The organism is Dyella thailandensis (genome assembly GCF_050749815.1).
Classification (GTDB): Bacteria; Pseudomonadota; Gammaproteobacteria; order Xanthomonadales; family Rhodanobacteraceae; genus Dyella_A.
The window spans coordinates 540,995-565,077 of the sequence record NZ_CP192735.1 but is presented as its reverse complement, the minus strand read 5'-3'; the positions used below and the strand labels follow the sequence as shown (position 1 = coordinate 565,077).

Sequence of the window (24,083 nt, the reverse complement as noted above, 5' to 3'; positions counted from 1 at the left end):
CCGGCATCCCGCTCACGGGTAAGGCGCTTCTATCAAAAAGCGGCGGGCCGTTGCGTACTCGATCATCGGTGGGTTGCCGAACCCGACCGGAGGTACATACCCCACCGCGAAATTATCGATTGAGAAACCGTTCTTCCTGAGCAAATAGACCGCCTTAAGAAGACACGAAAGATCAGGCATGTAGTGGCCGCTATGGTTGTCCACCCTCAACAACTGGTGCCGTACTCCCACAGTCATCATCCCGGCGCATATCAAACCCTTGCCAGCCGGAATGGTTGAGTGGTGGACTTCCCGCATATCGGTGGGATGTCCCTCGATCGCGAAGAAGTCGCCAGCAACCGTGATCACGTAAATGTAGTCGCCCGCCGCCAAGGCATCGCTTGGCCTGGCGAATGGGCGGTTCCTCCAGTGCACGCAACCACCCAGGAAGCAAATTTGCTGCTGCCCGCGCTCTGTCGAAGACAGGTATCGAGTCTGCCTCAGGCCCGGCTGATCCTCGCCACGGTAATGCCTACCCATCAACACCTGGCTGCGCTCATACGGACGGCCAAACACATCCCGCGCGCCGCCGCTGCTCCGCCAATTCATTTCCTCGCTGCTCTTCGCCATGCCTCATGCCGTCCATAGTTGCGGTTGTACGCGAATGCGTCGCCTTTCCGAGCTCGACCTTCACTCCGGAAAGCTCTTTGCTTGCTTCGGCGGCTAAGTTCGTGCCGCCGGATGCACCGCCGGCTCATCTGGTCAGAATGCGTAACTGAAATCTCCATCTTTCACGCCCACGCTGGCGCGCTCGATCGGCTTGCCATCGATCATCCGGTTGAGGAACTCGCGACTGATGTCCGGCAGCATCGAATTGGTGAGGATGGCGTCGATCATGCGGCCGCCGGACTCGCTCTCGGTGCAGCGCTCGACCACCAGCTTCACCACGTCGTCGCCGTACTCGAACGGGATCTTGTAGCGGCCTTCGATGCGCTTCTTGATGCGGCCCAGCTGCAGCTTGACGATCTCGCCGAGCATGGCCGGGCTGAGCGGGTAGTACGGGATGGTGACTAGGCGGCCGAGCAAGGCGGGCGGGAAGATCTTCAGCAGCGGCTCGCGCAGCGCCTTGGCGATACCCTCCGGCTCGGGCATCAGCTCCGGGTCCTTGCACAGGCCGGCGATCATGTCGGTGCCAGCATTGGTGGTGAGCAGGATCAGGGTGTTCTTGAAGTCGATCTGGCGGCCCTCGCCGTCTTCCATCACGCCCTTGTCGAACACCTGGAAGAAGATCTCGTGCACGTCAGGGTGGGCTTTCTCCACCTCGTCCAGCAGCACGACCGAATACGGCTTGCGGCGCACGGCTTCCGTGAGCACGCCGCCTTCGCCGTAGCCGACGTAGCCCGGAGGGGCGCCCTTGAGCGTGGAGACGGTGTGCGCCTCCTGGAACTCGCTCATGTTGATGGTGATGACGTTCTGCTCGCCGCCGTACAGCGCCTCGGCCAGCGCCAGCGCGGTCTCGGTCTTGCCCACGCCGGAGGTGCCGGCGAGCATGAACACGCCGATCGGCTTGTTCGGGTTGTCCAGGCCCGCGCGCGAGGTCTGGATGCGCTTGGCGATCATCTCCATCGCGTGGTCCTGGCCGATCACCCGCTTGCCCATCAGGCCGGCCAGGTTCATCACCGTCTCGAGCTCGCTCTTGACCATGCGGCCGACCGGAATGCCGGTCCAGTCCGACACCACCGCGCCGACGGCGATCATGTCCACGGTCGGCAGGATCAGCGGGCTCTCACCCTGCAGCTCGGCGAGCTGCGCCTGCAGCGTCTTCAGTTCGGCGAGGGCTGCGGCCCGCGCCGCATCGTCGAACTCCGCGGCGGTGGCCGGATCCTCGGCGACCGCCTCGGCCTCGGCGGAGGCTTCCAGCTTGCTGCCGGTGCCCTCGACGGGCGCGCTGTCGCCGCGCAGCTTCGCGCGGATCGCCAGGATCTGCTCCACCAGCACCTTCTCCGCCTGCCAGTCGGCTTCGAGTTTCGCCAGCCGCTCGCGCTGGGTGGCCAGCTTCTCGTGCACCGACGCCTCGCGCTCGGCCACGTCCACGCCCACCGTCTTCTCGCGGGTGATGATGGCCAGCTCGGTTTCCAGCGCCTCGATGCGCTTGCGGGTGTCGTCCACTTCCGGCGGCACCGCATGCTGGCTCACCGCGACGCGGGCGCAGGCGGTATCGAGCAGGCTGACCGACTTGTCCGGCAGCTGGCGGGCGGGAATGTAACGATGCGACAGCTTCACCGCCGCCTCCAGCGCCTCGTCGAGGATCTGCACGCGGTGGTGCTTCTCCATCGTGCTGGCGACGCCGCGCATCATCAGGATGGCCTTCTCCTCGCTCGGCTCGTCGACCTGCACGGTCTGGAAGCGGCGGGTGAGCGCGGGGTCCTTCTCAATGTGCTTCTTGTACTCGGCAAAGGTGGTGGCGCCTATGGTGCGCAGCGTGCCGCGTGCCAGCGCCGGCTTGAGCAGGTTGGCCGCGTCGCCCGTGCCGGCCGCGCCGCCGGCGCCGACCAGGGTGTGGGTCTCGTCGACGAACAGGATGATCGGCTTCGGGCTGGCCTGCACTTCCTCGATCACCGAGCGCAGGCGCTGCTCGAACTCACCCTTCATGCTGGCGCCGGCCTGCAGCAGGCCCACGTCCAGCGTGCGCAGCTCCACCTCCTTCAGCGAGGGCGGCACGTCGCCGCGCACGATGCGCTGGGCGAAGCCTTCCACCACCGCGGTCTTGCCCACGCCCGCCTCGCCGACCAGGATCGGGTTGTTCTGCCGGCGGCGCATGAGGATGTCGACCACTTGGCGGATCTCGTCGTCGCGGCCGACGATGGGATCGAGCTTGCCGCTGCGCGCCTGCTCGGTGAGGTCCACGGTGAACTGCTTGAGCGCCTCCTGCTTGCCCATCTGCGCCGGGCCCATCGCGCCGCTGGCCTCGCCCGGCACGGCGCCGCCCATCTTGAAGCCGTCCGAGGCGGTCTGGTTGTCTTCCGGCGAACCGGCGACCACTTCGGCGAACTGGTCGGTGAGCGTCTCCAGCTTGATCTTCTCGAACTCCTTGGAGATACCCACCAGCACGTTGCGCAGGCTGCGCGTCTGCAGGATGCCGACGATGAGATAGCCGGTGCGCACCTGCGCCTCGCCGAACATCAGCGTGGCGAACACCCAGGCGCGCTCGACCGCCTCCTCCACGTTGCTGGAGATGTCCGAGATACTGGTGGAGCCGCGCGGCAGGCGGTCCAGCGCATCGGTAACGTCCCGCACCAGGTTGGACGGGTTGATGTTGAACTGCTTGACGATGTGGTGCAGGTCCGAGTCCTGCAGTTGCAGGATCTGGTGGATCCAGTGCACCAGCTCGATGTACGGGTTGCCCCGCAGCTTGCAGAACACCGTGGCACTTTCGATGCCGCGGTAGGCGATCTTGTTGAGCTTGCCGAACAGGGCGCTGCGGCTGATGTCTGCCATGGTGCTGGAATCCTTGCGACGTTAGCGGGTGACTCCCGCGCATCGGGCGCGGGCGTGGATCGAATGAAGGGAGCGGGTCGGGCGGCGTGGCATGCGCGTCATCCGGTGGGACGCAGCACAACGTCGTCGGCGTCGGTCCGCTGGCTGCGCTGGCCGAGCCAGGTGGTGAGCCCCATGCGCCCCGCCTGACCGAGCCGGGTCGTGGGAATCTCCTCCCGGCGCAGCACCAGCTGCACATCCCAGGCCTTTTCCTCGCCGGCGTAGGTTTTCACCGCGGCGACCAACTGCTCGAGCGCTTCGCCGCCCGGCAGGAAGTGATGGAAATGCGTGCTGTCGAGCGGACCGATGCGCAGGCGGAAGCGCTGCTGCGCACCCCACACGAACTCGCCCAGCACGGCGGTGCGTCCGAGCGACGCCATCTGCATCGAGCCGCCGAGCCGCAGGTGCGCCTCGCTCGGCAGGCGCATCCATTCGGCGACGAACTCGACCACCCGCACCGGGATGCGGAAGAAATCCTGCAGCAGCGTCTGCAACCCCTCGGCGTTGCGCGCCTGCTGCAACAGCCGTCCGGCGAAGAAGCGCTTGAAGCGATCCGGCATCGCGTCGCGGTCGGTCACGTGCGGCGTGGCGAGGCCCACCAGGGCGCCGACATAGGTGCCGAAGCGGTCCTGTTTCGGGCGGTCGTATTGCACGGTGGGCTGCGCGTCGGCCCAGGCCCGGTAGAGCAGGCTCATCATCCGGTGATGGAAGATGTCGGCGAACGCGGTGAAGGTGGTGTCGCGTGCGTTGATCTGGCGATCCAGCGCGTACTCGGTGAGGTGCAGGGGGAGTGCTGCATTGGGGCCGAACAGCCCGAAGAACAGGCCGTGCAGGCGCGCCGGCTTGCCGTCGGCGGGCTTGTCGACGCGGTCGAGCATGCGCGGCGCGAATGCCAGCGATGGCGTATGGCACAGCCGCACCGGATCTTCCGACGGCTTGGTCGACTCGCCCAGCCGCGGATGCTGCGGATACGCGCACTCGATCCGCCGGACCGCGTCGAAGAAGTCGAAGCGCTCCGGGTGCTCGTGCAGCGCGTCGAGCAGCGCTACAGGATCTGGCGCTTGCCCAGCTGTGCCGGCCATCGGGCCACCTCGTTGCGTTCCAGGGTACGCAGCACCGTCTCGGTGAACGAATTGACCGAGACGTAGCGCGCAAAGAAGTGCTGCATGACCGAGCCGAGCAGGAAGGCGCCGGTGCCTTCGAAGGCGCCGTCGTCGCAGGTGAGCGTGACCTCCAGCCCGCGCCCGAAGCTGATCGGGCCGGGCACCGGGATGCGCCGCACGATCGGCGTGGTGCTGACCGCCTTGACGCCCTCGATCTGTCGCCGCGCGCCGGAGTCGAACTCGTCGCAGTACAGCGTGAGCATCTCGCGCAGCGCCGAGGCGCCCTGCTCGCTGCCCTCGCCCAGCAGCGAGGCGTAGTTGAGCTGCAGGTGGCTGAGCAATCGCCAGGCGGTTTCGCCGGTGGCGGTGGGCGCGCGTGGCTTGGTGGGGCCGGCGACGCAGCGGATCGACTGCACCGGCGCGCCCGCGTCCATGGTGAAATCCGTGGCGCCCTTGCCCACCGGCATCTGCAGCGGCAGGTCGCGGTTGGTGCACAACAGCTGCATGCCGATCTGGCGCAACGAGGTGGAGAACGGCGCATCGCGCGCGTCGACCAGCGAGATGAACATCTCGTTGCCGATGTAGCTCGATCGCGCGCCGTGCAACTGCTGGCGCGCCGAGAGCAGGCGTGGTTCGCGGCGCACCGTGTAGAAAGCCGCCGTGCCGCTGTGCCAGGTGCGCTCGTCGCAGCCGTAGAACGGCTGGAAGCGCAACTCCGGCTCCTGCCGGTCACCGAAGCCTTCCACCTCGCTGATCGAATGGATCTCGAAATCCATCGGCCGCGTGCGATCGGCCAGCACGTGGTACTCGGTCTTGCCGGCCTGCAGGTGGATGCGATCGGCGCGGCGCTGGAAGAGGTTGATCGCGGGCGTGCAGAACAGCCGGAAGTTGCCCGCATCCACCGCGTTGTGCAGGCGGGCGATGCTGCGATCGAACAGCACGTCGATCTCGAACTCGTTGCCCTGCGAGCGCGCCAGCACCGAACGCAGTCCGGTGAACTCAGCAAACAGGAAGCGCTCGGGGCAGGCAAAGTATTCCTGCAGCAGCCGGTAGCCACTGAAGGAACGCGCCGTGTACGGAATCAGTGCCTCGCTGTCGTCGAAACCGCGGGTGTGGATGGCGTCGGTCGGGAACGTCGTGGCGAGCATGCCGCCGGACGGGCCTGGTGCCCGCACCACGTAGCCCACGGCGTTGCCCAGCAGCTGCTCGTACAGGCGCTTGGGCAGTTCGTCGGCGCCGGCGATGAACACCGGCAGCTTGTCCAGCGCCAGCGCGTGGGCGGGCGCGCCGGCGGTGACGCGGAACTTCAACCGCAGGCCAGCGCGCACCGTCTTGCCCTCGGGCATCGGCACACCGGCCGCCGCCAGCGCCGCGGGCGTTTCGAAATACTTGGCCTCGGCCAGTTCCAGCGGCCACAGCGTGACGTCGTGGGCGGTGCGGTACTCGCAGGCGGTGCGATCGTCGCGCCCGGTCTGGCTGCGCAGCGCGGTGTGCCTGGGCACCGTGTGGCCGGCCACCAGCGCCGCTTCTTTCAGATCGGGCTGCAGCTGCACCACCGCCATCGACGGCACCGGCGCGAGGTAATGCGGGTAGACCATTTCCAGCAGGTGCTGGGTGAATACCGGGTACTGCGCATCGAGCTTCAGCTGCACGCGCGCGGCGAGGAAGGCAAAGCCTTCCAGCAGGCGCTCGACGTACGGATCGGCGCACTCGAAGCCTTCCAGCCCGAGCCGTCCGGCGATCTTGGGGTATTCGCGCGCGAACTCGCCGCCCATCTCGCGGACGTGCTGCAGCTCGCGGTTGTAATAGCGCAGCAGGCGCGGATCCATGCTCATCAGCCGAACCCTTCGGAGACGCGGAACGCGCCGGTTTCCAGGTCCACCTCGGTCTTCAGGTAGAGCTTCAGCGGGATCGGCTGCGCCCACATCTCCGATTCGATGTTGAACACCAGCGACTGCCGGTCCATGCGCGTGCCGTCGGTGTTCACCGTGACGCGCAGGGTGCTGGCGGTGAGCCGCGGCTCGAACGCCAGGATCGCAGCGCGCAACTGCCGCTGCAGCGTCGCCGCGTCGACGCCTGACAGCGCCGTGCCGGTGAGGTCGGGGATGCCGAAGTTGACCACCGAGCGGGCCACCTCAGGGTAGTCGGCCAGTTCCTCTTCGTCACCGAGGTTGACGCAGTTGAGCAGCCAGGCGATGTCGCGGGTTACGCACTCGCGCAGGCGGTTGGCGGTGATCACGCGCTTGTCGCGGCTCTCGTCGTGCTTGCCCGGCTCGTCGTCGGTCAGCCGGTCCAGCAACGAGGGTTGCAGGCGCTCCTGGGTGGTCAGCTCGGCCATGGGGCGCGCGTTCCGTCAGCCCACGTCGAACGTGATGGAGCGGACATCGAGCAGCGGATATTCGCCGGCGTCGGTCGCCAGCATGCGCTGCCCCTGGGCCACCTGGAAATCGTCGCCCAGGTCGAGCCAGTCGGTACGCCGGGCCAGCACGATCTCGCCGTCGGCAGCGCGATCGGCGCCGGGGTAACGGGCGGGCACGAAGCCGACCGCCTGGCCACCGTTGGCCCAGGTGATCTGCACCGGTGCCCAGATCTTGTCGCGCAGGTCGCTCGGCGCCTCGAACGTGAGCTCCTTGATGCGCGAGAACGGCGCCCAGGCGTAACCGCTCTTGGTGATCACTTCCAGGCAGGGGCCGAAGCGCGGATCGGCATCGGCCATCCAGTCGAACGCGGCGCCATCGACGCTGCCGCCCACCGCATCGGCCTGCTCGAACGCTTGCTCGCGCAACGCGCTGGCCTGCGCGTGACGGCCTTCGGCATTGAGCTTGAGCGCCTGCAGCAAGAGCGCCACCCACTGCGCCGGCTCGCCGATGATGACCGGCGCACGCCGGCCCTCCAGCACCTCGACGCGCTCGCGTTCACCGGTCAACGCCACGTTGTAGGCGCCGACCATCAAGGCATTGAGCGGATCCAGTTCGCCAGCCACGGTGAGCTGGTTCTGGGCCCGCTCCCACTGCCCCAGCAGCGCGAGCAGCTGGAACAGGAAGACCCGACGCTTGGCATCCGCCGGGTTGGCCCGCACCTGTGCGGTGAGGGCCTGCAGCGCCTCGTCCAGCCGGCCTTCCTTGAGCATGTTTTCGGGAGTGTTATCCACGCAAAAGCCTTGGTTGACGAGAGGGACGAGGACGCTGCACCGAAGCCCTTAGGCCGCGGCGACCTTCTGCATGTCGTAGGTGAAGTCCTTGGCGCCGCCGAGCTTGGCGCCCTTGTCGTCCTGCGGCTGGAAGGAGTACTTGAACTTGCCGAAGTGCAGGGTGATGTTCTCGGTCAGACGGTCTTCGCCGCCGCTGCCGCCGGTGGAGTACGAGGTCACCAGGATGCCCTCGCTCAGCTCCAGCGTGAGGAAGTCGGTCTGCTCGCCGGTGGCGTTGGTGACGTACAGCCACGCCTGGTCGATGCGACCGCCCGTGCACACCGCGTTGAGCAGTGCGTTGGAGCAGCTGTCGACGTACTTGGTGATGGAAATGTCCTGCACGTTGGCCTTGCCGCCGCTGGCGCCCGAGCCGCCGTGCAGATCGCCGGTGTTGCTGGCGCCCCACGACCAGGCGAGGATCGGAACCTCACCCGTGTGCTTGGCGTGCTTGGACGAGCCCTCGATCTTGACCTTGCCCGAGCCGAACTTGATGTGCATGTCGAATGCCATGGAACCTCTCCTCGATCACCTGTGATGGATGGATGACGCCGTTCGGGAACGTCCCCGCACCGGTCGATCCGTGGTTGACGCCTTGTTGCGTGGGGACAAACGCCGGCCGACGGCCGTCGTGAACATCGCCCGGGAAGCGACCGCCCCCTGTCGCACCCTTGTGTCGCAGTCTTGTCGCAGTACCGACGCGCAGGCCACGGCATGCCGCGGCCTGCGCGCGTTCGATCAGGCCTTGGCCGCGGACGGCAGGCGCGAGACCAGCCGCAGCGACACGGTGAGGCCTTCCAGCTGGTAGTGCGGCTTGAGGAAGAACTTCGAGGTGTAGTACCCCGGAGCGCCTTCCACCTCTTCCACCACCACCTCGGCGGCCGACAGCGGCTTGCGCGCCTTGGTCTCCTCGCTGGAGTTCACCGGGTCACCGTCGACGTAGTTCATGACCCAGTTGGTGAGCCAGCTCTGCATCTGGTCGCGACTGGAGAACGAACCGATCTTGTCGCGCACGATGCACTTCAGGTAATGCGCGAAACGGCTGGCGGCGAACAGGTACGGCAGGCGGCAGCTCAGCGCAGCGTTGGCGGTGGCGTCCGGGTTGTCGTACTCCTCCGGCTTGGCCAGCGACTGCGCGCTGATGAAGGCGGCCATGTCCGAGTTCTTGCGATGGACCAGCGGCATCAGGCCCATCTTGTCCAGCTCGGCCGAGCGGCGGTCGGTGATGGCGATCTCGGTGGGGCACTTCATGTCCACGCCGCCGTCGTCGCTGGGGAAGGCGTGCACCGGCAGGCCTTCGACTGCGCCGCCGGACTCGATGCCGCGGATGCGCGAGCACCAGCCGTATTCCTTGAACGAGCGGTTGATATTCACCGCCATCGCATAGGCGGCGTTCTGCCAGGTGTACTTGGACGAGTCGGCACCGGAGGTGTCTTCCTCGAAGTTGAACTCCTCCACCGGGTTGGTCGCCGCGCCGTACGGCAGGCGAGCCAGCGTGCGCGGCATGGTGAGGCCGATGTACTTGGCGTCCTCGGACTCGCGCAGCGAACGCCACGCGGCGTAGTCCGGGGTCGAGAAGATCTTTGCCAGGTCGCGCGGGTTGGCCAGCTCGTTCCAGTTGTCCATGCCCATCAGGGTGGAGTTGGCCGCGGCAATGAACGGCGCGTGCGCTGCGGCGGCAACCTGGGCGATGCCGCCGAGCATTTCCACGTCGGGCGGGCTGTGGTCGAAGTAGTAGTCGCCAACCAGGCAGCCGTACGGCTCGCCACCGAGCTGGCCGTATTCCTCTTCGTACATCTTCTTGAAGATCGGGCTCTGGTCCCAGGCGGTGCCCTTGTAGCGCTTGAGCGTCTTACCCAGTTCCTTCTTGGAGATGTTCATCACGCGGATCTTCAACTGCTGATCCGTCTCGGTGTTGTTCACCAGGTGATGCAGGCCGCGCCAGGCGCTCTCCAGCTTCTGGAAATCCTCGTGGTGCATGACCAGGTTCAGCTGCTCGCTGATCTTGCGGTCAAGCTCGGCCACGTAGGCGTTGATGGTCTGGGTGACGTCGTCGGAGACGATGTCGGACTTGCTCAGCACCTGCTCGGCGAGCGTGCGGACGGCCGACTCGACCTCTTCCTTCGCGCGCTCGCTCTTGGGCTTGAATTCCTTGCTCAGCAGCGCGGCGAAATCGCCCGCTTCGACGGTGGAGGTTGCACCGCCGGTTTCGGCCAGTTTCTCGGTTGCCATGTGTGCTTACTCCCCGTCCTTGTCGTCGCCGGGCTTGGGCGCCGACACCAGTGATTGCAGCAATGCCGGATCGTTGATCGCCTGGGCGATGAGCTTTTCGGCACCGGCCTTGCCGTCCATGTAGGTACCCAGGTTGGCCAGCTGGGTGCGCGCCTCGAGCAGCTTGGCGACCGAGCTCACCTTGCGCGCCACGGCGGCGGGCGAGAAGTCGTCCATGCTTTCGAAGGTGATGTCGACGTTGAGGTTGCCCTCGCCGGTCAGCGTGTTGGGCACGGCGAAGGAGACGCGCGGCTTCATCGACTGCAGGCGCTGATCGAAGTTGTCCACGTCGATCTCCAGCGCCTTGCGATCCTCGATCGCCGGCAGCTCGGCGTTGTTGGCGCCGGACAGATCCGACATCACGCCCATCACGAAGGGCACCTGCACTTTCTTCTGCGCGCCGTAGACCTCGACGTCGTACTCGATCTGCACGCGCGGCGCGCGATTCCTTGCGATGAATTTCTGACTGCTTTGCTTGGCCATGCTTGTGTCTCCTTCGAACAGGGTCTACCGGTGATGAGGACGGATCGAGGCCACGGCCGACGCAGCCGTGCGCTCGCCGCGGTACCCCGCCGCAAACGCGATGCTTGACGTCATCCCATGTCCCCCTGGCTGCAGATGTGGAACCGGTCGCCATCGGCGACCCTGACAAGCACGGCACCGCCTTGCGCGAACCCTCGCCGGGCGGTCGCAAGCCCTTCCATGGAGTTAGTGCGCACCGGCACGAACGAACTGATCAGGGCGATCTTCCGTGCATTCAGCCAAAGTTCAGTGAATGAAAAGAAGCGAGCGAAAGCAGCCGCGCGACCGGGGGGCGCGCGGCATGGGTCACATCGGAGGGGGAGGCTCGGCCGCGACGGGCCAAGCCGAGATCAGCCTTGCAGTTCCCGCTGCAGCCAGGCTCGGGCGAGACGCCATTCGCGCTGTACGGTGGCCGGCGAGATGCCCATGGCCGTGCCGATCTGCTCGGCCGTCAGGCCGACGAAGAAGCGCATCGACACGATGTTCGCCTGCCGCGGATCGATCTGTTCCAGCGCTTCCATGCACTCCAGCAGGGCGGCGTAGTCCACTTCATGGGTGAGCGCGCCGGAGATCTCCGACAGCTCGATGCGATCGACCGACTGCGGCCGCTTCGACGCCTGCCGGCGGCGCGCAGCGTCGATGAGCACCTCGCGCATCGCACGCGCAGCCACGCCAAGCAGGTGCCCGCGATTCTCCCAGGCCGGCGAACCGCTGCCGCCGAACACCTTCAGGTAGGCCTCGTTGACCAGCGCGGTGGCGCTCAGGGTGCGCTCGCTGGAGTTTTGGCGCAGCTGCGCCCCGGCCAGCCGGTGCAGCGCGGCATACATCTGCCGCAACGCCTCATCCATGGCGTCCGGATCGCCCGCCTGCGCCGAGTGCAGCAGGCGGGTCACTTCGGATTGTTTATCCATCACGTTCATACATGCATCGATCCCGGTCAGTGCATGGCCATGCGGGTGTCCGAGGCGCACGATGCGCCCACCATTGCTGCACCCAGGCCATGGCGCGCCTGCGACTCCAGTTGCCGCAAGGCCTGCGAACGGCGGCTGCAGATGCCCCATCGCGTATCCGATTGTGCCGCTGTCGTGGCCGCCAATGAAGCGGCCTGCTGAAATTCGCCGTTGGCCACGTCCAGGCGCACGGCAAGCAGTTGCGCATCGATCGCCGCCCCACTGGGCAGCGCCAGCCCCACACTGTCGTTGAAGCCACGCAGCGCGTCCAGCCACACCCTGCCCTGGCGACGGTTGCCCAGCGCCAGCGAGGCCTGGCCGAGGCCGGAAAGGCTGGTCGAGTAGCTCGCCGGCGAGGTTTTCTGCTCGCGCTCGCCGAGCAGGTCGCGCGCGCGACGGAACTGCTCCAGGGCGCGCGCCGCCTGCCCGCGCTGCAGGGCGACCGTGCCGGTCACGTTGAGGGCGTCGGCCAGATTCGTGCTGGCCCACGCCGAGCCACTGGCCACGCGCTGGCGCATCGCATCCAGGTGCGGCAGCACGATCGCCTCGGCGTCGGCGTAGCGCTGCATCTCCAAGTATTGCCCGGCCAGCGCATCCAGGGTGCTGAAATAGAAGTCGGGCGTGTCGGCTGCGTAGTCGCGGGCGATGCGGCTGGCGCGCTCCAGCGCCTGAACCGCGTCGCTGGTGCGCCCCATCTGCGCCAGCGCTCCGCCGAAATAGCTGAGCAAGGCGGCCAGCGACGGGCTGGGCGTGCCGATCAGCGCATCGTAGTCGGCCAGCGCGCGGCGGAAGCCGTCCAGCGCCTGTTGCGGCTGCGTGCGCAGGGATACCAGTGCTTCGACGAAGCGGTAGTACAGCTGGTTGGTGTCGTCGGTGACGAACAGCTTGCCGGCCTCGCGCACCGCTCGCTGCGCCACCGCGATCGCCTGCGCATCCTGCCCCTGCGCCCCCTGGGTGAGCGCCAGTACGGCGAGCGCTTGCAGATGCAGTTCGGGCTCGTGACGCTCCGGATGGCGCTCCAGCCTGGCGATGATCGCCTCGATCTGACGGCGCACGTCATCCAGCGCGATGTCCTGCACCCCCAGATGGTTGTAGAGCTGGTTGATCTGCACGCGCAGGATGGCGTCCGTATGGTCGCCCGACGCACTGGACAGCAGCTCGATCGCCTGCGCGTTGGCAGGGATCGCCGACAACTCATCGAGCATTGTGGAGTAACCGCGCCCCAGCGCCGCGTAAACCTGACCACGCTCGAGCGCGCCGGGCTCGTAGGCGCGCTGCAGTTCGATCGCCTGTTTCATCAGCGCCACGGCGTTCGCGCCCAGGCTGAGCTGGTTATACGAGCGCGCCATCGACAGCAGCAGGCGCACGCGCACCGCCGGAGCGATGTCGGTGCGACGGGCCAGGGTGGCGGCGCCTCGATCGAGCACCTGCCGCACGGTGACGTGGCTGCCGCCGGCATGGGTGGGGTCGGCGTTCTCGAACAGCTCCTGCATGAAGTCGGCGATCGCCTGCGTCTTGTCGCGTTCCAGCTCGACCCGGTGCAACTGCGTGTTCCGCTCGGCCGCGAAGCCCACCAGCATCGCCAGCATCACCGCCGCCACGCCCAGGCCGACGCGATGTCGGCGCAGGTACAAACCCATCCGGTACCAGCGATGGCCTCGCCGCGCCCGTACCGGGCGCAGGTCGAGGAAGCTCTCCAGATCGGCCACCATTTCGCCCACGGTGGCGTAGCGCTCGGCCGGGTTGCGCCGCAGCGCCTTCATCACGATGGCGTCGATGTCCGGCGGCACCGCGCGGCTGGGGGTGATCGCGACGGCCGATTCGCGGCGCAGGCGCCGGCTCGGCGGCAGCATGCGCCCGGTCACGATGGCATTGGAAATATCCAGCGGCGAATCGCTTTCCGCATTGCCGAACGGCCGCTCGCCACAGACCAGCTGGTACAACACCACGCCCAGCGACCACACGTCCGCCCGCGTTCCCAGCGGCTCGCCACGGACCTGCTCGGGGCTTGCGTAGGCCAGCGTGAGCGCGCGCTGCATGGTCATCGTCTGCGCGCTGGCCACGCCGCCCATGTGATCGAGCAGGCGAGCGATGCCGAAATCCAGCAGCTTCGGCTCGCCATCGGCGGTGACCAGGATGTTCGCCGGCTTGATGTCGCGGTGAATGACCAGCCGCTCGTGCGCATGCCGCACCGCCGCGCACACCTTGAGAAACAGCACCACTCGACGGCGCAGCGACAGCTGGTGCCGCTCGCACCATTGATCGATGCGCTCGCCCTCGACGAACTCCAGCGCGAGGAACGGCCGACCGTCGCGCGTGCTGCCGCCGTCGATCAGGTGGGCGATACCCGGATGGTTGAGCGAGCCGAGGATGCGCCGCTCCTCGGCGAAGCGCCGACGCACGCCGGGCGCCAGCAGGCTGCCGCTGTTGATGAACTTGAGGGCGACGCGCTGGCGGATCTCTTCCGGCGTGCCCTCGTCGATGACGCGCTCGGCCAGGTACACCACGCCCATGCCGCCCTCGCCCAGCTGGCGCACGAGCCGGTATTGGCAGGCGCCAGCCCCGGCCACGCTCGATCCGCTGGCATCGTGCAGGTCGCCCAGCAGGGGCAGCAGCAGCGGGGCCTCGCTGGTGTCGTCGGCTGCCTCGAGCATCCACAGCACTTCATCGCGCAACGCCTCGTCACCGCCGCAGGCGGCATCGACGTAGGCATCCCGCCGCGAAGCATCCAGCTCCATCGCTGCAAAGGCGATCGGCTTGGCGCGCGCGTAGCGCTGCCTGCGTGCCTCGTTCATGCAGTTCCCCCTGCCGTGACGCCGGGCCAGCGTCAGCTCTCAAGTATAAGCACGGCGGCGCGACCGCCGCACGCCGCGCCCACCGTACTTAAAGGTATGGCGTCGATCGCCGGCGCCGGTGCGCGCCGTCACGCTTCCGCGTCGCCGCCACCGGCGCGCAGGCCCTTTGCCACGCCAAGCGGCTATTCTTCGCCGATGCCGCGTCCCGACGTGGCCCATCCCGCCACGCACCCCGGAGTCCGCATGAAACTGCTGCGCCACGCCGCCCTCGCCGCCGCCCTGCTGATGGCCGGCCCGACCTTCGCCGCCGACGTGAGCATGGCCAACGGTGCGATTACCTTCAGCACGCCGGACAACTGGATGGGCATCATGGAGACGCAGGGCGATCCGGAGGTGCGGGTGTTCCAGGTGCCCGATCCGTCCCCGACAGCCAGCAACACGCTGGCGCGCGTCAGCGTGACGGTGAAGCAGGTGGGCGACATCGGCGGCTACCAGCGCTACGTCAGCGACGCCAACGCCAAGGCGCAGGCCCTGCCCGGCTATCAGCCGATCCGCGGCGTCAGCAATTCCAACGGCCCGAACGACTACCTCTACACCGCCGAGGAAAGCGGCGAGACCATCGCCTACGTTGAGCACTATTGGTTCCGTGACGGTCGCGCGATCCAGCTGCGCTGCCTGCGTCCGGCCTCGACCCAGGCGGGGGCCGCGTGGCAGGCGGCGTTCGACAAGGGCTGCAGCGACGTAGCCAGTAGTCTGGCCCGCTGACCCGGGCGCGCTGGAGCTTGTAACCTTGGGGATCGTCTTTGCCGGAAGCGATCCATGTCCGATCTGTACCAAGCCAGTCTCGCCTGGGCCCAGGCCCAGGATGCCGCCGATCCGCTGCGCGGCTTCCGTGACGAGTTTTTGATCCCGCCGCACGAGGGCCGCGAAGGCCACTATTTCTGCGGCAACTCGCTGGGCCTGCAGCCGCGCGCCGCGCGCCCGGCACTGAGCGCGGAGCTGGACTACTGGGGCGAACTGGCGGTGGAGGGCCACTTCAAGGGCCGCGCGCCCTGGCTCAACTACGAGGACTACCTGCGCGACGACCTCGCCGCGCTGGTTGGCGCCAAGCCGATCGAAGTGGTTGCGATGAACACGCTGGGCGTGAACCTGCACCTGATGATGGTGAGCTTCTACCGCCCCACCGCCGAGCGACCGGCGATCCTGATCGAGGCCGGCGCGTTTCCCACCGACCGCTACGCCGTGGAATCGCAGATCCGCTTCCATGGTTTCGATCCGGCCGATGCACTGATCGAGCTGGAGGGCGACGGCCCGCACGGCACGCTGACCATGGAAGCCGTCGAGCGTGCGCTGGCCGAACACGGCCACCGCGTGGCGCTGGTGCTGCTGCCGGGCATCCAGTACCGCACCGGCCAGGCGTTCGACTTCAAGGCGATTACCGCGCTGGCGCACGCGCGCGGCTGCACGGTCGGCTTCGACCTGGCCCACGCGGTGGGCAACCTGCCGCTGGCCCTGCACGACAGCGGCATGGATTTCGCCGTGTGGTGCCACTACAAGTACGTCAACTCCGGGCCGGGCGCGGTGGGGGGCGTATTCGTGCACGAGCGCCACGCCAACGCCAACCTGCCGCGCTTCCACGGCTGGTGGGGCAACCGCCGCGACAACCGCTTCCAGATGGCGCCGAACTTCGACCCCACGCCGGGGGCGGAGGGTTGGCAGTTATCCAATCCGCCGATCCTGGCGATGGTGCCGCTGCGCATCTCGCTGGAGATATTCCGCCGCGCCGGCATGGACCGGCTGCGCGCCAAGTCGCTGCAGCTCACCGGCTACCTGGAGTGGCTGGTGAACACGCAGCTGGCCGACCTGCTGGAGATCATTACCCCGGCCGATCCGTCGCAGCGCGGCGCGCAGCTGTCGATCCGCGTGCGCGGCGGACGCGAGCAGGGACGCGCGCTGTTCGACTACCTGGTGGAGCGCGGCATCATCGGCGACTGGCGCGAACCGGACGTGATCCGCATTTCGCCCGCGCCGCTTTACAACCGCTTCGCCGACTGCCTGGCCTTTGCCGAGGCCGTGCGCGCGTGGCGCGAAGGACGCTAATTCACACGCGCGGACGTCTGGCGGTCTAGACGTCCATCGCCGCTGGAAGCGAACGCGCAAGAACGTGCAGGGACGCAGGTTGGGGTGGCGCCGGTTACCATCGGATCCGGCACGCCTGTCTTCATCCCTCTCTGGAGCCATCGATGCGACATACCTTCTTTCCCGGCCTGGCGACGGCGCTGCTGCTGAGCGCTCCGCTGGCGAGCTGGGGCCAGTCCGCCACCGTGCAGGACAGCATCCCCAAGCAGGCGCTGGACGCCACGGCCGCACCGACCACCCTGGCAGACCTGTCCAAAGACCAGCCGGTGACGGCGAAGCACGCCATGGTCTCGTCCGACCAGCACCTGTCCACCGAGGTGGGGGTGCAGATTCTCAAGCGGGGCGGCAACGCCGTGGATGCGGCGGTGGCCGTCGGCTACGCGCAGGCCGTGGTGAATCCGTGCTGCGGCAACATCGGCGGCGGCGGCTTCATGCTCGTGCACCTGGCTAGCGGCAAGGACATATTCCTTGACTTCCGCGAAAAGGCTCCGCTCAAGGCCGGCCCGGAGATCTTTCAGGACGCACAAGGCAACGTAGTGCCGGGCAAGAGTACGGGCACCTATCTGGGCGTGGGCGTGCCCGGCACGGTGATGGGCCTGGAGGAAGCGTTGAAGAAGTACGGCACGATGACGCGCCAGCAGGTCATGGCACCAGCAATCAAGCTCGCGAAGGAAGGCTTCGTACTGCTGCCGGGCGATGTGAAGGTGCTCGATCAGCGCGTCAAGGATTTCGCCAAATACCCCAACGTGGCGGCCATCTTCCTCAAGGACGGCAAGCCCTTCGTAGCAGGTGACCGGCTGGTGCAACCGCAGCTGGCCAAGACGCTGGAGACGATCAGCAAGGGTGGCCCCGATGCGTTCTACCACGGCAACATCGCGCGCAAGATCATCGAAGCCAGCGACGCCAATGGCGGCCTGTTTACACAGAAGGATTTCGATGATTACACCGTGCAATGGGACAAGCCGATCCGCTGTGGCTACCGCGGTTATACCGTGGTCTCCGACCCGCCGCCGAGCTCCGGCGGCGTCACGGTGTGCCAGATCCTGCAGTTGCTGGAGCCCTATCCGCTGAAGAGCTGGGGTTACGGCTCCACCCGCGCCCTGCACTTCACCATTGAGGCCGAACGCCGCGCCTACGCCGATCGCAACAACTACCTGGGCGACCCGGCGTTCGTGAAAAACCCGATCGAGCAGTTGCTTGACCGTGCCCACATCGATCAGCTGCGCGCCACCATCGATCCGGCCAAGGCCACGCCATCGACCGAGATCAAGGGCAGCCTCGGCGCCACCGAAGGCACCAACACCACCAGCTACGCGGTGGTGGATAAGCACGGCAACGCGGTAGCGGTGACGTACACCATCAACTACCTGTTCGGCGTCGGACAGATTGCCGGCGACACCGGCTTCTTCCTCAACAACGAGATGGATGACTTCACCTCCAAGCCCGGCGTGCCGAACACCTTCGGGCTGGTGCAGGGCAAGGCGAACCAGGTCGAAGGCGGCAAGCGCCCGCTGAGCTCGATGGCGCCGACAATCGTGCTGAAGGACGGCAAGCTTTTCATGGTCACCGGCAGCCCCGGCGGCTCCACCATCATCACCACGGTGATGCAGAGCATCACCAACGTGATCGACTACGGCATGAACATGCAGCAGGCGGTGAACGCCCCGCGCATGCATCACCAGTGGTATCCCGACGCGGTCATCGTCGAACCGGGCCTGCTCACCGATGCGGTGAAAAAGGAGCTGGAAGACATGGGCTACAAGTTCAAGGAAGTGCAGTCCTGGGGCGCCGATGAGGCGATCCTGCGCAATCCCAAGACCGGCTTGCTGGAAGGCGCCAATGATCGGCGGCGGCCGGCGGGGCTGGCGGCGGGTTACTGATCCCCGACCTTCACCGGAAACACGAAGGGCGCCTCATCGGCGCCCTTCTTTTTCTGTAGGAGCGCACTCGTGCGCGATGCCCTTCGCCACGCGCTGGAGGAAAGCATCGCGCGCAAGCGCGCTCCTGCAGGGAGGTGATGAGCGCGACCAGGATGTGGCTCGGCCGGCGCAACGCCATAGCGACCAACGAGTGACCCAGCGCCCCGGCCCAGCGAGCAGCGGCCGCTCTTCTGTAGGAGCGCACTCGTGCGCGATACTCTTCGCCACGCACCGGAGCAAAGCATCGCGCGCGAGCGCGCTCCTACAGGGATGCACTCAGCGTGTGCGGCTCTCCGCGTGCCGCACCTGCCCCTCCCCGCGCACCACGAAGCGCTCGATGGTGAGCGACTCGGCCCCCATCGGCCCGTAGGCATGCAGTCGGGTGGTGGAGATGCCGATCTCCGCGCCCAGCCCCAGCTCGCCCCCATCGGAAAAGCGCGAGGAGGCATTGACCATCACCACCGCCGAACGCAGCGCGTGGACGAACTTCGCGGCCGTGGCCTCGTTGCGCGTGGCGATCACCTCGGTGTGATCCGAGCCGTAGCGGCGGATGTGGGCGATCGCCTCGTCCACGCTGTCGACCACGCGCACGGCGAGGATCAGGTCGAGGAACTCGGCGGTGTAGTCGTCCTCGGTGGCTTCCTTCATGTCGCCGGCCAGGGCGCGGCTGGCCTCGTCGCCGCGCAGCTCCACGCCCTTGGCGCGCAGCGCCTCGGCGGCGCGCGGCAGAAAATCAGGCGCAATGTCCTTGTGCACCAGCAGCGTCTCCAGCGCATTGCACACGCCGGTGCGGGTGGTCTTGCCGTCGAGCAGCAGGTCCAGCGCCACGTCGGGATCGGCCTCGCGATCCACGTACAGGTGACACACACCCTTGTAGTGCTTGATCACCGGCACGCGCGCGTGCTCGGTGACGAAGCGGATCAGCCCCTCGCCACCGCGCGGGATCACCAGGTCCACGATGTCGTTCAACTGCAGCAGCGCGACCATCGTCTCGCGGCGCAGGTCGTCCATGATGGTGAGCGCCTCGCGCGGCACGCCGTGCTTGTCCATCGCTTCGTGCAAGGCGGCGGCGATGGCGAGGTTGGAATGCAGCGCCTCGGAGCCACCGCGCAGGATCACCGCGTTGCCGGCCTTCATGCACAGCGCGGCGGCGTCGGCGGTCACGTTGGGACGCGCCTCGTAGATCATCGCTACCACGCCCAGCGGAATACGCACGCGCTCGATGGCCAGGCCGTTCGGCCGGCTCTCGCGACGGGTGACCTGCCCAACTACGTCCGGCAGGTCGGCCACTTCGCGCACGGCGTTGGCGATGGCCGCGACGCGCGTCGCATCCAGTTTCAGGCGGTCCAGCATGGCGCCCTGCACGCCCTTGTCGGCGGCAACGGCCATGTCCTTGGCGTTGGCGGCCAGGATGGCCTCGGCGTGCGCATCCACTGCTGCGGCCATGTCGCGCAGCAGGGCGCGGCGGGCCTCGGCATCCAGCATGGCGATCGCGGGAGCCGCGTCGCGGCAGGCCAGGGCTCGGGTTCGGATATCGCTCATGCTCAAAGGTCTCCTGTGGTCAGGTCCAGCTCGCGCACCAGGGCAAGGTCGTCGCGGTGGACGACGTTCTCGCCAAAGCTGTAGCCAAGCCGGGGCTTGATCTGGCGCGTGTGGCAGCGCGCGATACGGTTGATTTCGGCGGCGTTGTATTGGCTGATGCCGCGGGCGAAGGACTGCAGCGCACCGTGCTCGCCAGGGCCCACGATCTCCACCATGTCGCCGCGCTGGAACTGACCGTCGGCGGCGAGGATGCCCTTTGGCAACAGCGAGGCGCCCTCTTCGTTCAGCGCGCGCATCGCGCCGGCATCCACCTCGATGTGGCCGGGCACCGCCGGTACATGACGCAGCCAGTACTTGCGCGCCTGCAGGCGGGTGGCCTTGGTGCGCAACAGCGTGCCGTGCAGCAGATCGCGCGAGAGCAGGCTCACCACCTCGCTGTCACGTCCGTTGAACAGGATCGTTTCGATGCCTGCCGCGCCGGCCTTCTGCGCCGCTTCCAGCTTGGTGCGCATGCCGCCGGTGCCCACCGAGCTGCCCGCCGCCCCGGCCATCGCCATGATCTCCGGGGTGAGCTCGGGCACTTCATTGACCGGCTCGGCCTCCGGGTTGCTGCGCGGGTCGGCGGTGTACAGGCCATCGATGTCGGTGGCGATCAGCAGCATGTCGGCATCGACCAGCGCGGCGATGATCGCCGCGAGGTTGTCGTTGTCGCCCAGGGTGAGTTCGTCCACCGCCACGGTGTCGTTCTCGTTCACCACCGGCATCACGCGATGACGGAGCAATTCGCTCAACGTGGCGCGCGCGTTGAGGTAGCGGCGGCGGTTGCGCAGATCGTCGTGGGTGAGCAGCACCTGCGCCAGCGGAATATCGAGCAGGCGCTGCCACAGTCCGACGGTCTGCGTCTGGCCCAGCGCCGCCATCGCCTGGCGCGCGGCGCTGCTGGTGTCCTCGTGCGAGTGATCCTTCAGCAGCAAGCGTCCCGCGGCCACCGCGCCGGACGACACCAGCACGATCTCGCGCCCACTGGCGTGACACGCGGTGATGAACTGGGCCAGGCCCAGCGCATAACAGGTGCTCAGGCCACCGCCATCGGCGGCGATCAGGCTGCTGCCCACCTTGAGCACGGCGCGTCGCCACGGCGGCACGGTCTGCTGGCGAAAAGCCCTGAGTTGCGTCATCTCCCCGGTTTCCTCGACTGCGACAACTGTTAGAGGGTCTGGGCAGCTCCTGGGATTTCAACCCCGATGCGCCTATCGACCACGTGCGCCATGTCGTGAACAGCCATTTGGACGTCCAAACGCCTACACCGCAGTCAACGCGAGATCGTCGCGATGCACGACGGCCGGCCCGTAGCTGTAGCCCAGTACGCCATCGATATCCCGGCTGTGGCGACCGGCCATTCGCCGCACATCGACTGCGCCGTACTGGGTGAGACCGCGCGCGACCATGCGCCCGGAAGGATCGATGACGTCCACCAGGTCGCCGCGATGAAACTCGCCCACCACGTCCACCACGCCACCGGGCAGCAGCGAGGCGCCGCCACCCGCCAGCGCGCTCGCTGCGCCCGCATCGACGCGGATCGACGCCGCACTTGCGGGCGCATGCAGCAGCCAGTACTTGCGTGCCTGCATGCGGCTCTGTGCCGGCGTGAACAGCGTGCCGCGCAGCCGACCTTCGCCCAGCGCCTGCACCGTGGCCGCATCGCGCCCGTTGAACAGCGCCGTGGCGATACCCGCCGCGGCCGCCTTCTGCGCCGCCTGCAGCTTGGTGCGCATGCCGCCGGTGCCGACCGCACTGCCGCTGCCGCCGGCCATCGCCAGCACCTGGGGCGTGATCTCGGCCACGTGCGGTATCGCCGCGGCGGTGGGATCGCGGCGCGGATCAGCGTTGTACAGCGCGTCGATATCCGAGGCGATCAACAGCAGGTCGGCATCGACCAGCGCCGCCACGATGGCGGCGAGGTTGTCGTTGTCGCCGAGCTTGAGCTCGTCCACCGCCACCGTGTCGTTCTCGTTGACCACCGGCAAGACCTCGATCGCCAGCAACTGGCGCAACGTGGCGCGGGCATTGAGGTAGCGACGACGGTTGCGCAGGTCGTCGTGGGTCAGCAGCACCTGCGCCACGGCTCGGCTCGACAGCGACTGCCATAGCGCGATCATCGGCGCCTGGCCGAGCGCGGCCAGCGCCTGGCGCTCGGCCAGGTCGCCAGCGGGCAGCGCGCGTGCGCGCAGCAGCGCGCGGCCGGCCGCCACCGCACCGGAAGACACCAGCACTAGCTCGCGGCCCTGCGCCTGGCTGTGGGCGATGAAGGCCGCGAGCGTCTGCGCATACGCAGGGGTCAGCCCGCCGCCGTCGGCCGCCAGCAGATTGCTGCCGACCTTGAGCACCGCCCGCCGCCACGCAGGCAGCGGCTGGAAGGCGAGCTCAGCCATCGACCGCCTCGCGATCGCCGTGGCTGCGTGGCGAGGAGATCACCAGGAAGCGCACGTCCTCGCCGGAGTCGTTGCGCATCTGGTGCGCCGCACCGGGCGGCACGTGCAGGCCCTGCCCCGCCTCGAGGCGGTGCGCGACGCCCTCCAGCTCCAGCATGGCGGTGCCGCCCAGCACGTAGAAAAACTGCCGCGAGCGCGCGTGCCGGTGGCGCACCTCGGCGGTGCCGGGCGGCATGCGTTCCTCGATAACGCTGAGATCATCGCCGGCCAGTAGATGCCAGCCGTCGCACTGCTGGCCCCAGACATAGTGTGCTGCGTTGGCGGTGCTGACGGCGGACATGGTGCGTTACCTCACTGGCCCAGCGCGGCGAGCCGCGCGCGCAACTCTTCCAGCTTCAGCTGTTCGCCGGCACCGGGCGACGTGCGCGCGGCGAGGCTGCCCTCCGGCGTGCGTCCCTCGCCCGCGGAAGCAGCGGTTTCGGCAGCGGCGCGATAGGCGTCGCGGAACGGCACGCCGGCCGCCGCCTGCTCGATCGCCACGTCGGTGGCATACATCGCCGGCTCGATCGCCGCGCGCATGGTCGCCTCGTTCCAGGCCATCTGCGCCAGCAGGTCCGGCACCAGCTCCAGCGCCATCAGGCCGTGGCGCACGCCGTGGAAGATCGAGCCCTTGGAGAACTGCAGATCGCGCTGGTAGCCGGACGGCAGCGAGAGCAGCTGCTCGATCTCGGTGCGCGCCGCCGCCACGGAGGCGTAGCTGGCGCGCAGCAGTTCCACCACGTCCGGGTTGCGCTTGTTCGGCATGATCGAGCTGCCGGTGGTGTACTGCGCCGGCAGCTGCACGAACCCGAATTCGGCGGTGGTGAACAGCGACAGATCCCAGGCCAGTCGGCGCACGTCGAGCATCGCCGCGCCGATCGCCTCCAGCACCGCCATCTCGTACTTGCCGCGCGACAGCTGTGCGTAGATCGGGCTGACCTGCATGCGCCCGAAGCCCAGCGCCTGCGTGGTATGTGCGCGATCCAGCGGCAGGTTGACGCCGTAGCCGGCGGCAGTGCCCAGCGGATTGGCGTCGATCAGCTCGCGCGTCTGCCGGGCGCGCAGCGCGTTGTCGATGAAGCCCTCGGCGAAACCGGCGAACCACATCGACGTGGACGAGACCACCGCGCGCTGCAGGTGGGTGTAGCCGGGCAGCGGCAACGCCGGCTGCGCGACGCGCTCCAGGCATACCTCGGCGACGGCGCGGCAGTGCGCTTCCAGCTCGGCCAGCTTGTCCTTCAGCCACAGCCGCGTGGCCACCAGGATCTGGTCGTTGCGGCTGCGCCCGGTGTGCACGCGGCGACCGGCATCGCCTAGCCGCTCGGTGAGGCGCGCCTCGATCGCCGAGTGGCAGTCCTCGAAACGCTCGTCCAGCACGAAGGCGCCGGCACGGAAGTCCTCGGCCAGCGCGTCGAGCTCACGCTTGAGCGCGGCGGCTTCGTCGGCACTGACCACGCCGATGTGCTGCAGGCCTTCGACGTGCGCCTTGCTGGCGGTGATGTCGTGCAGGAAGAACTCGCGATCGAGGATCACGTCGTCACCGGCGAGGAACCGCATGATGCGCGGGTCGACCTGGATGCCGGATTTCTGCCAGAGGGGTTGGGTCATCGCTGATGTCCTGGATCTCGTGTAGGAGCCCGCTCGCGGGCGATGCTTTGGCTTTGATGC

At 67.7% G+C, this 24,083-nt stretch carries 19 protein-coding genes; 3 read left to right on the top strand and 16 right to left on the bottom strand.

Annotated elements, in window-relative coordinates; genetic code table 11:
* Positions 1 to 12 precede the first annotated feature (12 nt).
* The 11 genes from ACQVBX_RS02580 to ACQVBX_RS02530 all read right to left on the bottom strand — a co-directional run bounded on the left by ACQVBX_RS02580 (position 13) and on the right by ACQVBX_RS02530 (position 14,344).
* Entirely contained in the window at positions 13 to 609 is a 597-nt protein-coding gene (locus ACQVBX_RS02580) for a hypothetical protein (RefSeq protein WP_431636343.1), read from the bottom strand.
* A 132-nt stretch (positions 610 to 741) separates the two neighbouring features.
* Complete coding sequence (gene tssH, locus ACQVBX_RS02575; protein ID WP_431636342.1) at positions 742 to 3,477, bottom strand: type VI secretion system ATPase TssH; 2,736 nt, start codon at positions 3,475 to 3,477, stop codon at positions 742 to 744.
* A gap of 98 nt (positions 3,478 to 3,575) precedes the next feature.
* Complete coding sequence (tssG, locus tag ACQVBX_RS02570; protein ID WP_431636341.1) at positions 3,576 to 4,598, bottom strand: type VI secretion system baseplate subunit TssG; 1,023 nt, start codon at positions 4,596 to 4,598, stop codon at positions 3,576 to 3,578.
* Positions 4,562 to 6,448, bottom strand: coding sequence for a type VI secretion system baseplate subunit TssF (gene tssF / locus ACQVBX_RS02565; protein ID WP_431638097.1), 1,887 nt, complete (start codon positions 6,446 to 6,448; stop codon positions 4,562 to 4,564). Before tssF ends, tssG begins: the two co-directional genes overlap by 37 nt.
* Positions 6,449 to 6,453: 5 nt before the next feature.
* The gene (tssE, locus tag ACQVBX_RS02560; RefSeq protein WP_431636340.1) at positions 6,454 to 6,957 is read right to left on the bottom strand and encodes a type VI secretion system baseplate subunit TssE; all 504 of its coding nucleotides are present in this window, start codon (positions 6,955 to 6,957) and stop codon (positions 6,454 to 6,456) included.
* A gap of 15 nt (positions 6,958 to 6,972) precedes the next feature.
* Positions 6,973 to 7,770: a type VI secretion system accessory protein TagJ gene (locus tag ACQVBX_RS02555; protein WP_431636339.1), complete on the bottom strand. Its 798-nt coding sequence runs from the start codon at positions 7,768 to 7,770 to the stop codon at positions 6,973 to 6,975.
* Between the two features lie 48 nt (positions 7,771 to 7,818).
* Positions 7,819 to 8,319 (bottom strand): Hcp family type VI secretion system effector, encoded by a 501-nt coding sequence (locus ACQVBX_RS02550; RefSeq protein WP_431636338.1) that lies wholly within the window; start codon positions 8,317 to 8,319, stop codon positions 7,819 to 7,821.
* 225 nt (positions 8,320 to 8,544) lie between these two features.
* Positions 8,545 to 10,038 (bottom strand): type VI secretion system contractile sheath large subunit, encoded by a 1,494-nt coding sequence (gene tssC, locus ACQVBX_RS02545; RefSeq protein WP_431636337.1) that lies wholly within the window; start codon positions 10,036 to 10,038, stop codon positions 8,545 to 8,547.
* Between the two features lie 6 nt (positions 10,039 to 10,044).
* Positions 10,045 to 10,560 (bottom strand): type VI secretion system contractile sheath small subunit, encoded by a 516-nt coding sequence (gene tssB, locus ACQVBX_RS02540; protein WP_431636336.1) that lies wholly within the window; start codon positions 10,558 to 10,560, stop codon positions 10,045 to 10,047.
* A gap of 389 nt (positions 10,561 to 10,949) precedes the next feature.
* Positions 10,950 to 11,510 (bottom strand): ECF-type sigma factor, encoded by a 561-nt coding sequence (locus ACQVBX_RS02535; protein ID WP_431636335.1) that lies wholly within the window; start codon positions 11,508 to 11,510, stop codon positions 10,950 to 10,952.
* A 26-nt stretch (positions 11,511 to 11,536) separates the two neighbouring features.
* Entirely contained in the window at positions 11,537 to 14,344 is a 2,808-nt protein-coding gene (locus ACQVBX_RS02530) for a protein kinase domain-containing protein (protein ID WP_431636334.1), read from the bottom strand.
* Between the two features lie 243 nt (positions 14,345 to 14,587).
* Between ACQVBX_RS02530 and ACQVBX_RS02525 the strand changes: the two genes are divergently transcribed.
* The 3 genes from ACQVBX_RS02525 (at position 14,588) to ggt (ending at position 18,363) form a co-directional block, all read left to right on the top strand.
* Positions 14,588 to 15,109, top strand: a complete 522-nt coding sequence (locus ACQVBX_RS02525) for a hypothetical protein (protein WP_431636333.1) — start codon at positions 14,588 to 14,590, stop codon at positions 15,107 to 15,109.
* Positions 15,110 to 15,163: 54 nt separating this feature from the next.
* Positions 15,164 to 16,444 (top strand): kynureninase, encoded by a 1,281-nt coding sequence (gene kynU, locus ACQVBX_RS02520; RefSeq protein WP_431636332.1) that lies wholly within the window; start codon positions 15,164 to 15,166, stop codon positions 16,442 to 16,444.
* Between the two features lie 143 nt (positions 16,445 to 16,587).
* Positions 16,588 to 18,363, top strand: coding sequence for a gamma-glutamyltransferase (ggt, locus tag ACQVBX_RS02515; RefSeq protein ID WP_431636331.1), 1,776 nt, complete (start codon positions 16,588 to 16,590; stop codon positions 18,361 to 18,363).
* 315 nt (positions 18,364 to 18,678) lie between these two features.
* Here the strand turns inward: ggt and ACQVBX_RS02510 are convergent, their stop codons facing one another.
* From ACQVBX_RS02510 to argH, 5 genes are all read right to left on the bottom strand, one after another.
* Positions 18,679 to 19,944 (bottom strand): glutamate-5-semialdehyde dehydrogenase, encoded by a 1,266-nt coding sequence (locus ACQVBX_RS02510; RefSeq protein ID WP_431636330.1) that lies wholly within the window; start codon positions 19,942 to 19,944, stop codon positions 18,679 to 18,681.
* A 2-nt stretch (positions 19,945 to 19,946) separates the two neighbouring features.
* A complete protein-coding gene (gene proB, locus ACQVBX_RS02505) occupies positions 19,947 to 21,122 on the bottom strand; it encodes a glutamate 5-kinase (protein WP_431636329.1) in 1,176 nt (391 codons plus the stop codon).
* 123 nt (positions 21,123 to 21,245) lie between these two features.
* The gene (gene proB / locus ACQVBX_RS02500; RefSeq protein ID WP_431636328.1) at positions 21,246 to 22,376 is read right to left on the bottom strand and encodes a glutamate 5-kinase; all 1,131 of its coding nucleotides are present in this window, start codon (positions 22,374 to 22,376) and stop codon (positions 21,246 to 21,248) included.
* Positions 22,369 to 22,716: a cupin domain-containing protein gene (locus tag ACQVBX_RS02495; protein WP_431636327.1), complete on the bottom strand. Its 348-nt coding sequence runs from the start codon at positions 22,714 to 22,716 to the stop codon at positions 22,369 to 22,371. The genes proB (ACQVBX_RS02500) and ACQVBX_RS02495 overlap by 8 nt, the downstream gene beginning before the upstream one ends.
* Positions 22,717 to 22,727: 11 nt before the next feature.
* Positions 22,728 to 24,023, bottom strand: coding sequence for an argininosuccinate lyase (gene argH / locus ACQVBX_RS02490; protein WP_431636326.1), 1,296 nt, complete (start codon positions 24,021 to 24,023; stop codon positions 22,728 to 22,730).
* Between the last annotated feature and the right edge of the window lie 60 nt (positions 24,024 to 24,083).

What these genes read in the sequence shown, in the direction of transcription:
- ACQVBX_RS02580 (WP_431636343.1), bottom strand. Translation starts at nt 609, where the DNA reads ATGGCGAAGAGCAGCGAGGAAATGAATTGGCGGAGCAGCGGCGGCGCG.
- tssH (WP_431636342.1), bottom strand. Translation starts at nt 3,477, where the DNA reads ATGGCAGACATCAGCCGCAGCGCCCTGTTCGGCAAGCTCAACAAGATC.
- tssG (WP_431636341.1), bottom strand. Translation starts at nt 4,598, where the DNA reads ATGGCCGGCACAGCTGGGCAAGCGCCAGATCCTGTAGCGCTGCTCGAC.
- tssF (WP_431638097.1), bottom strand. Translation starts at nt 6,448, where the DNA reads ATGGATCCGCGCCTGCTGCGCTATTACAACCGCGAGCTGCAGCACGTC.
- tssE (WP_431636340.1), bottom strand. Translation starts at nt 6,957, where the DNA reads ATGGCCGAGCTGACCACCCAGGAGCGCCTGCAACCCTCGTTGCTGGAC.
- ACQVBX_RS02550 (WP_431636338.1), bottom strand. Translation starts at nt 8,319, where the DNA reads ATGGCATTCGACATGCACATCAAGTTCGGCTCGGGCAAGGTCAAGATC.
- tssC (WP_431636337.1), bottom strand. Translation starts at nt 10,038, where the DNA reads ATGGCAACCGAGAAACTGGCCGAAACCGGCGGTGCAACCTCCACCGTC.
- tssB (WP_431636336.1), bottom strand. Translation starts at nt 10,560, where the DNA reads ATGGCCAAGCAAAGCAGTCAGAAATTCATCGCAAGGAATCGCGCGCCG.
- ACQVBX_RS02535 (WP_431636335.1), bottom strand. Translation starts at nt 11,510, where the DNA reads ATGGATAAACAATCCGAAGTGACCCGCCTGCTGCACTCGGCGCAGGCG.
- ACQVBX_RS02530 (WP_431636334.1), bottom strand. Translation starts at nt 14,344, where the DNA reads ATGAACGAGGCACGCAGGCAGCGCTACGCGCGCGCCAAGCCGATCGCC.
- ACQVBX_RS02525 (WP_431636333.1), top strand. Translation starts at nt 14,588, where the DNA reads ATGAAACTGCTGCGCCACGCCGCCCTCGCCGCCGCCCTGCTGATGGCC.
- kynU (WP_431636332.1), top strand. Translation starts at nt 15,164, where the DNA reads ATGTCCGATCTGTACCAAGCCAGTCTCGCCTGGGCCCAGGCCCAGGAT.
- ggt (WP_431636331.1), top strand. Translation starts at nt 16,588, where the DNA reads ATGCGACATACCTTCTTTCCCGGCCTGGCGACGGCGCTGCTGCTGAGC.
- ACQVBX_RS02510 (WP_431636330.1), bottom strand. Translation starts at nt 19,944, where the DNA reads ATGAGCGATATCCGAACCCGAGCCCTGGCCTGCCGCGACGCGGCTCCC.
- proB (WP_431636329.1), bottom strand. Translation starts at nt 21,122, where the DNA reads ATGACGCAACTCAGGGCTTTTCGCCAGCAGACCGTGCCGCCGTGGCGA.
- proB (WP_431636328.1), bottom strand. Translation starts at nt 22,376, where the DNA reads ATGGCTGAGCTCGCCTTCCAGCCGCTGCCTGCGTGGCGGCGGGCGGTG.
- ACQVBX_RS02495 (WP_431636327.1), bottom strand. Translation starts at nt 22,716, where the DNA reads ATGTCCGCCGTCAGCACCGCCAACGCAGCACACTATGTCTGGGGCCAG.
- argH (WP_431636326.1), bottom strand. Translation starts at nt 24,023, where the DNA reads ATGACCCAACCCCTCTGGCAGAAATCCGGCATCCAGGTCGACCCGCGC.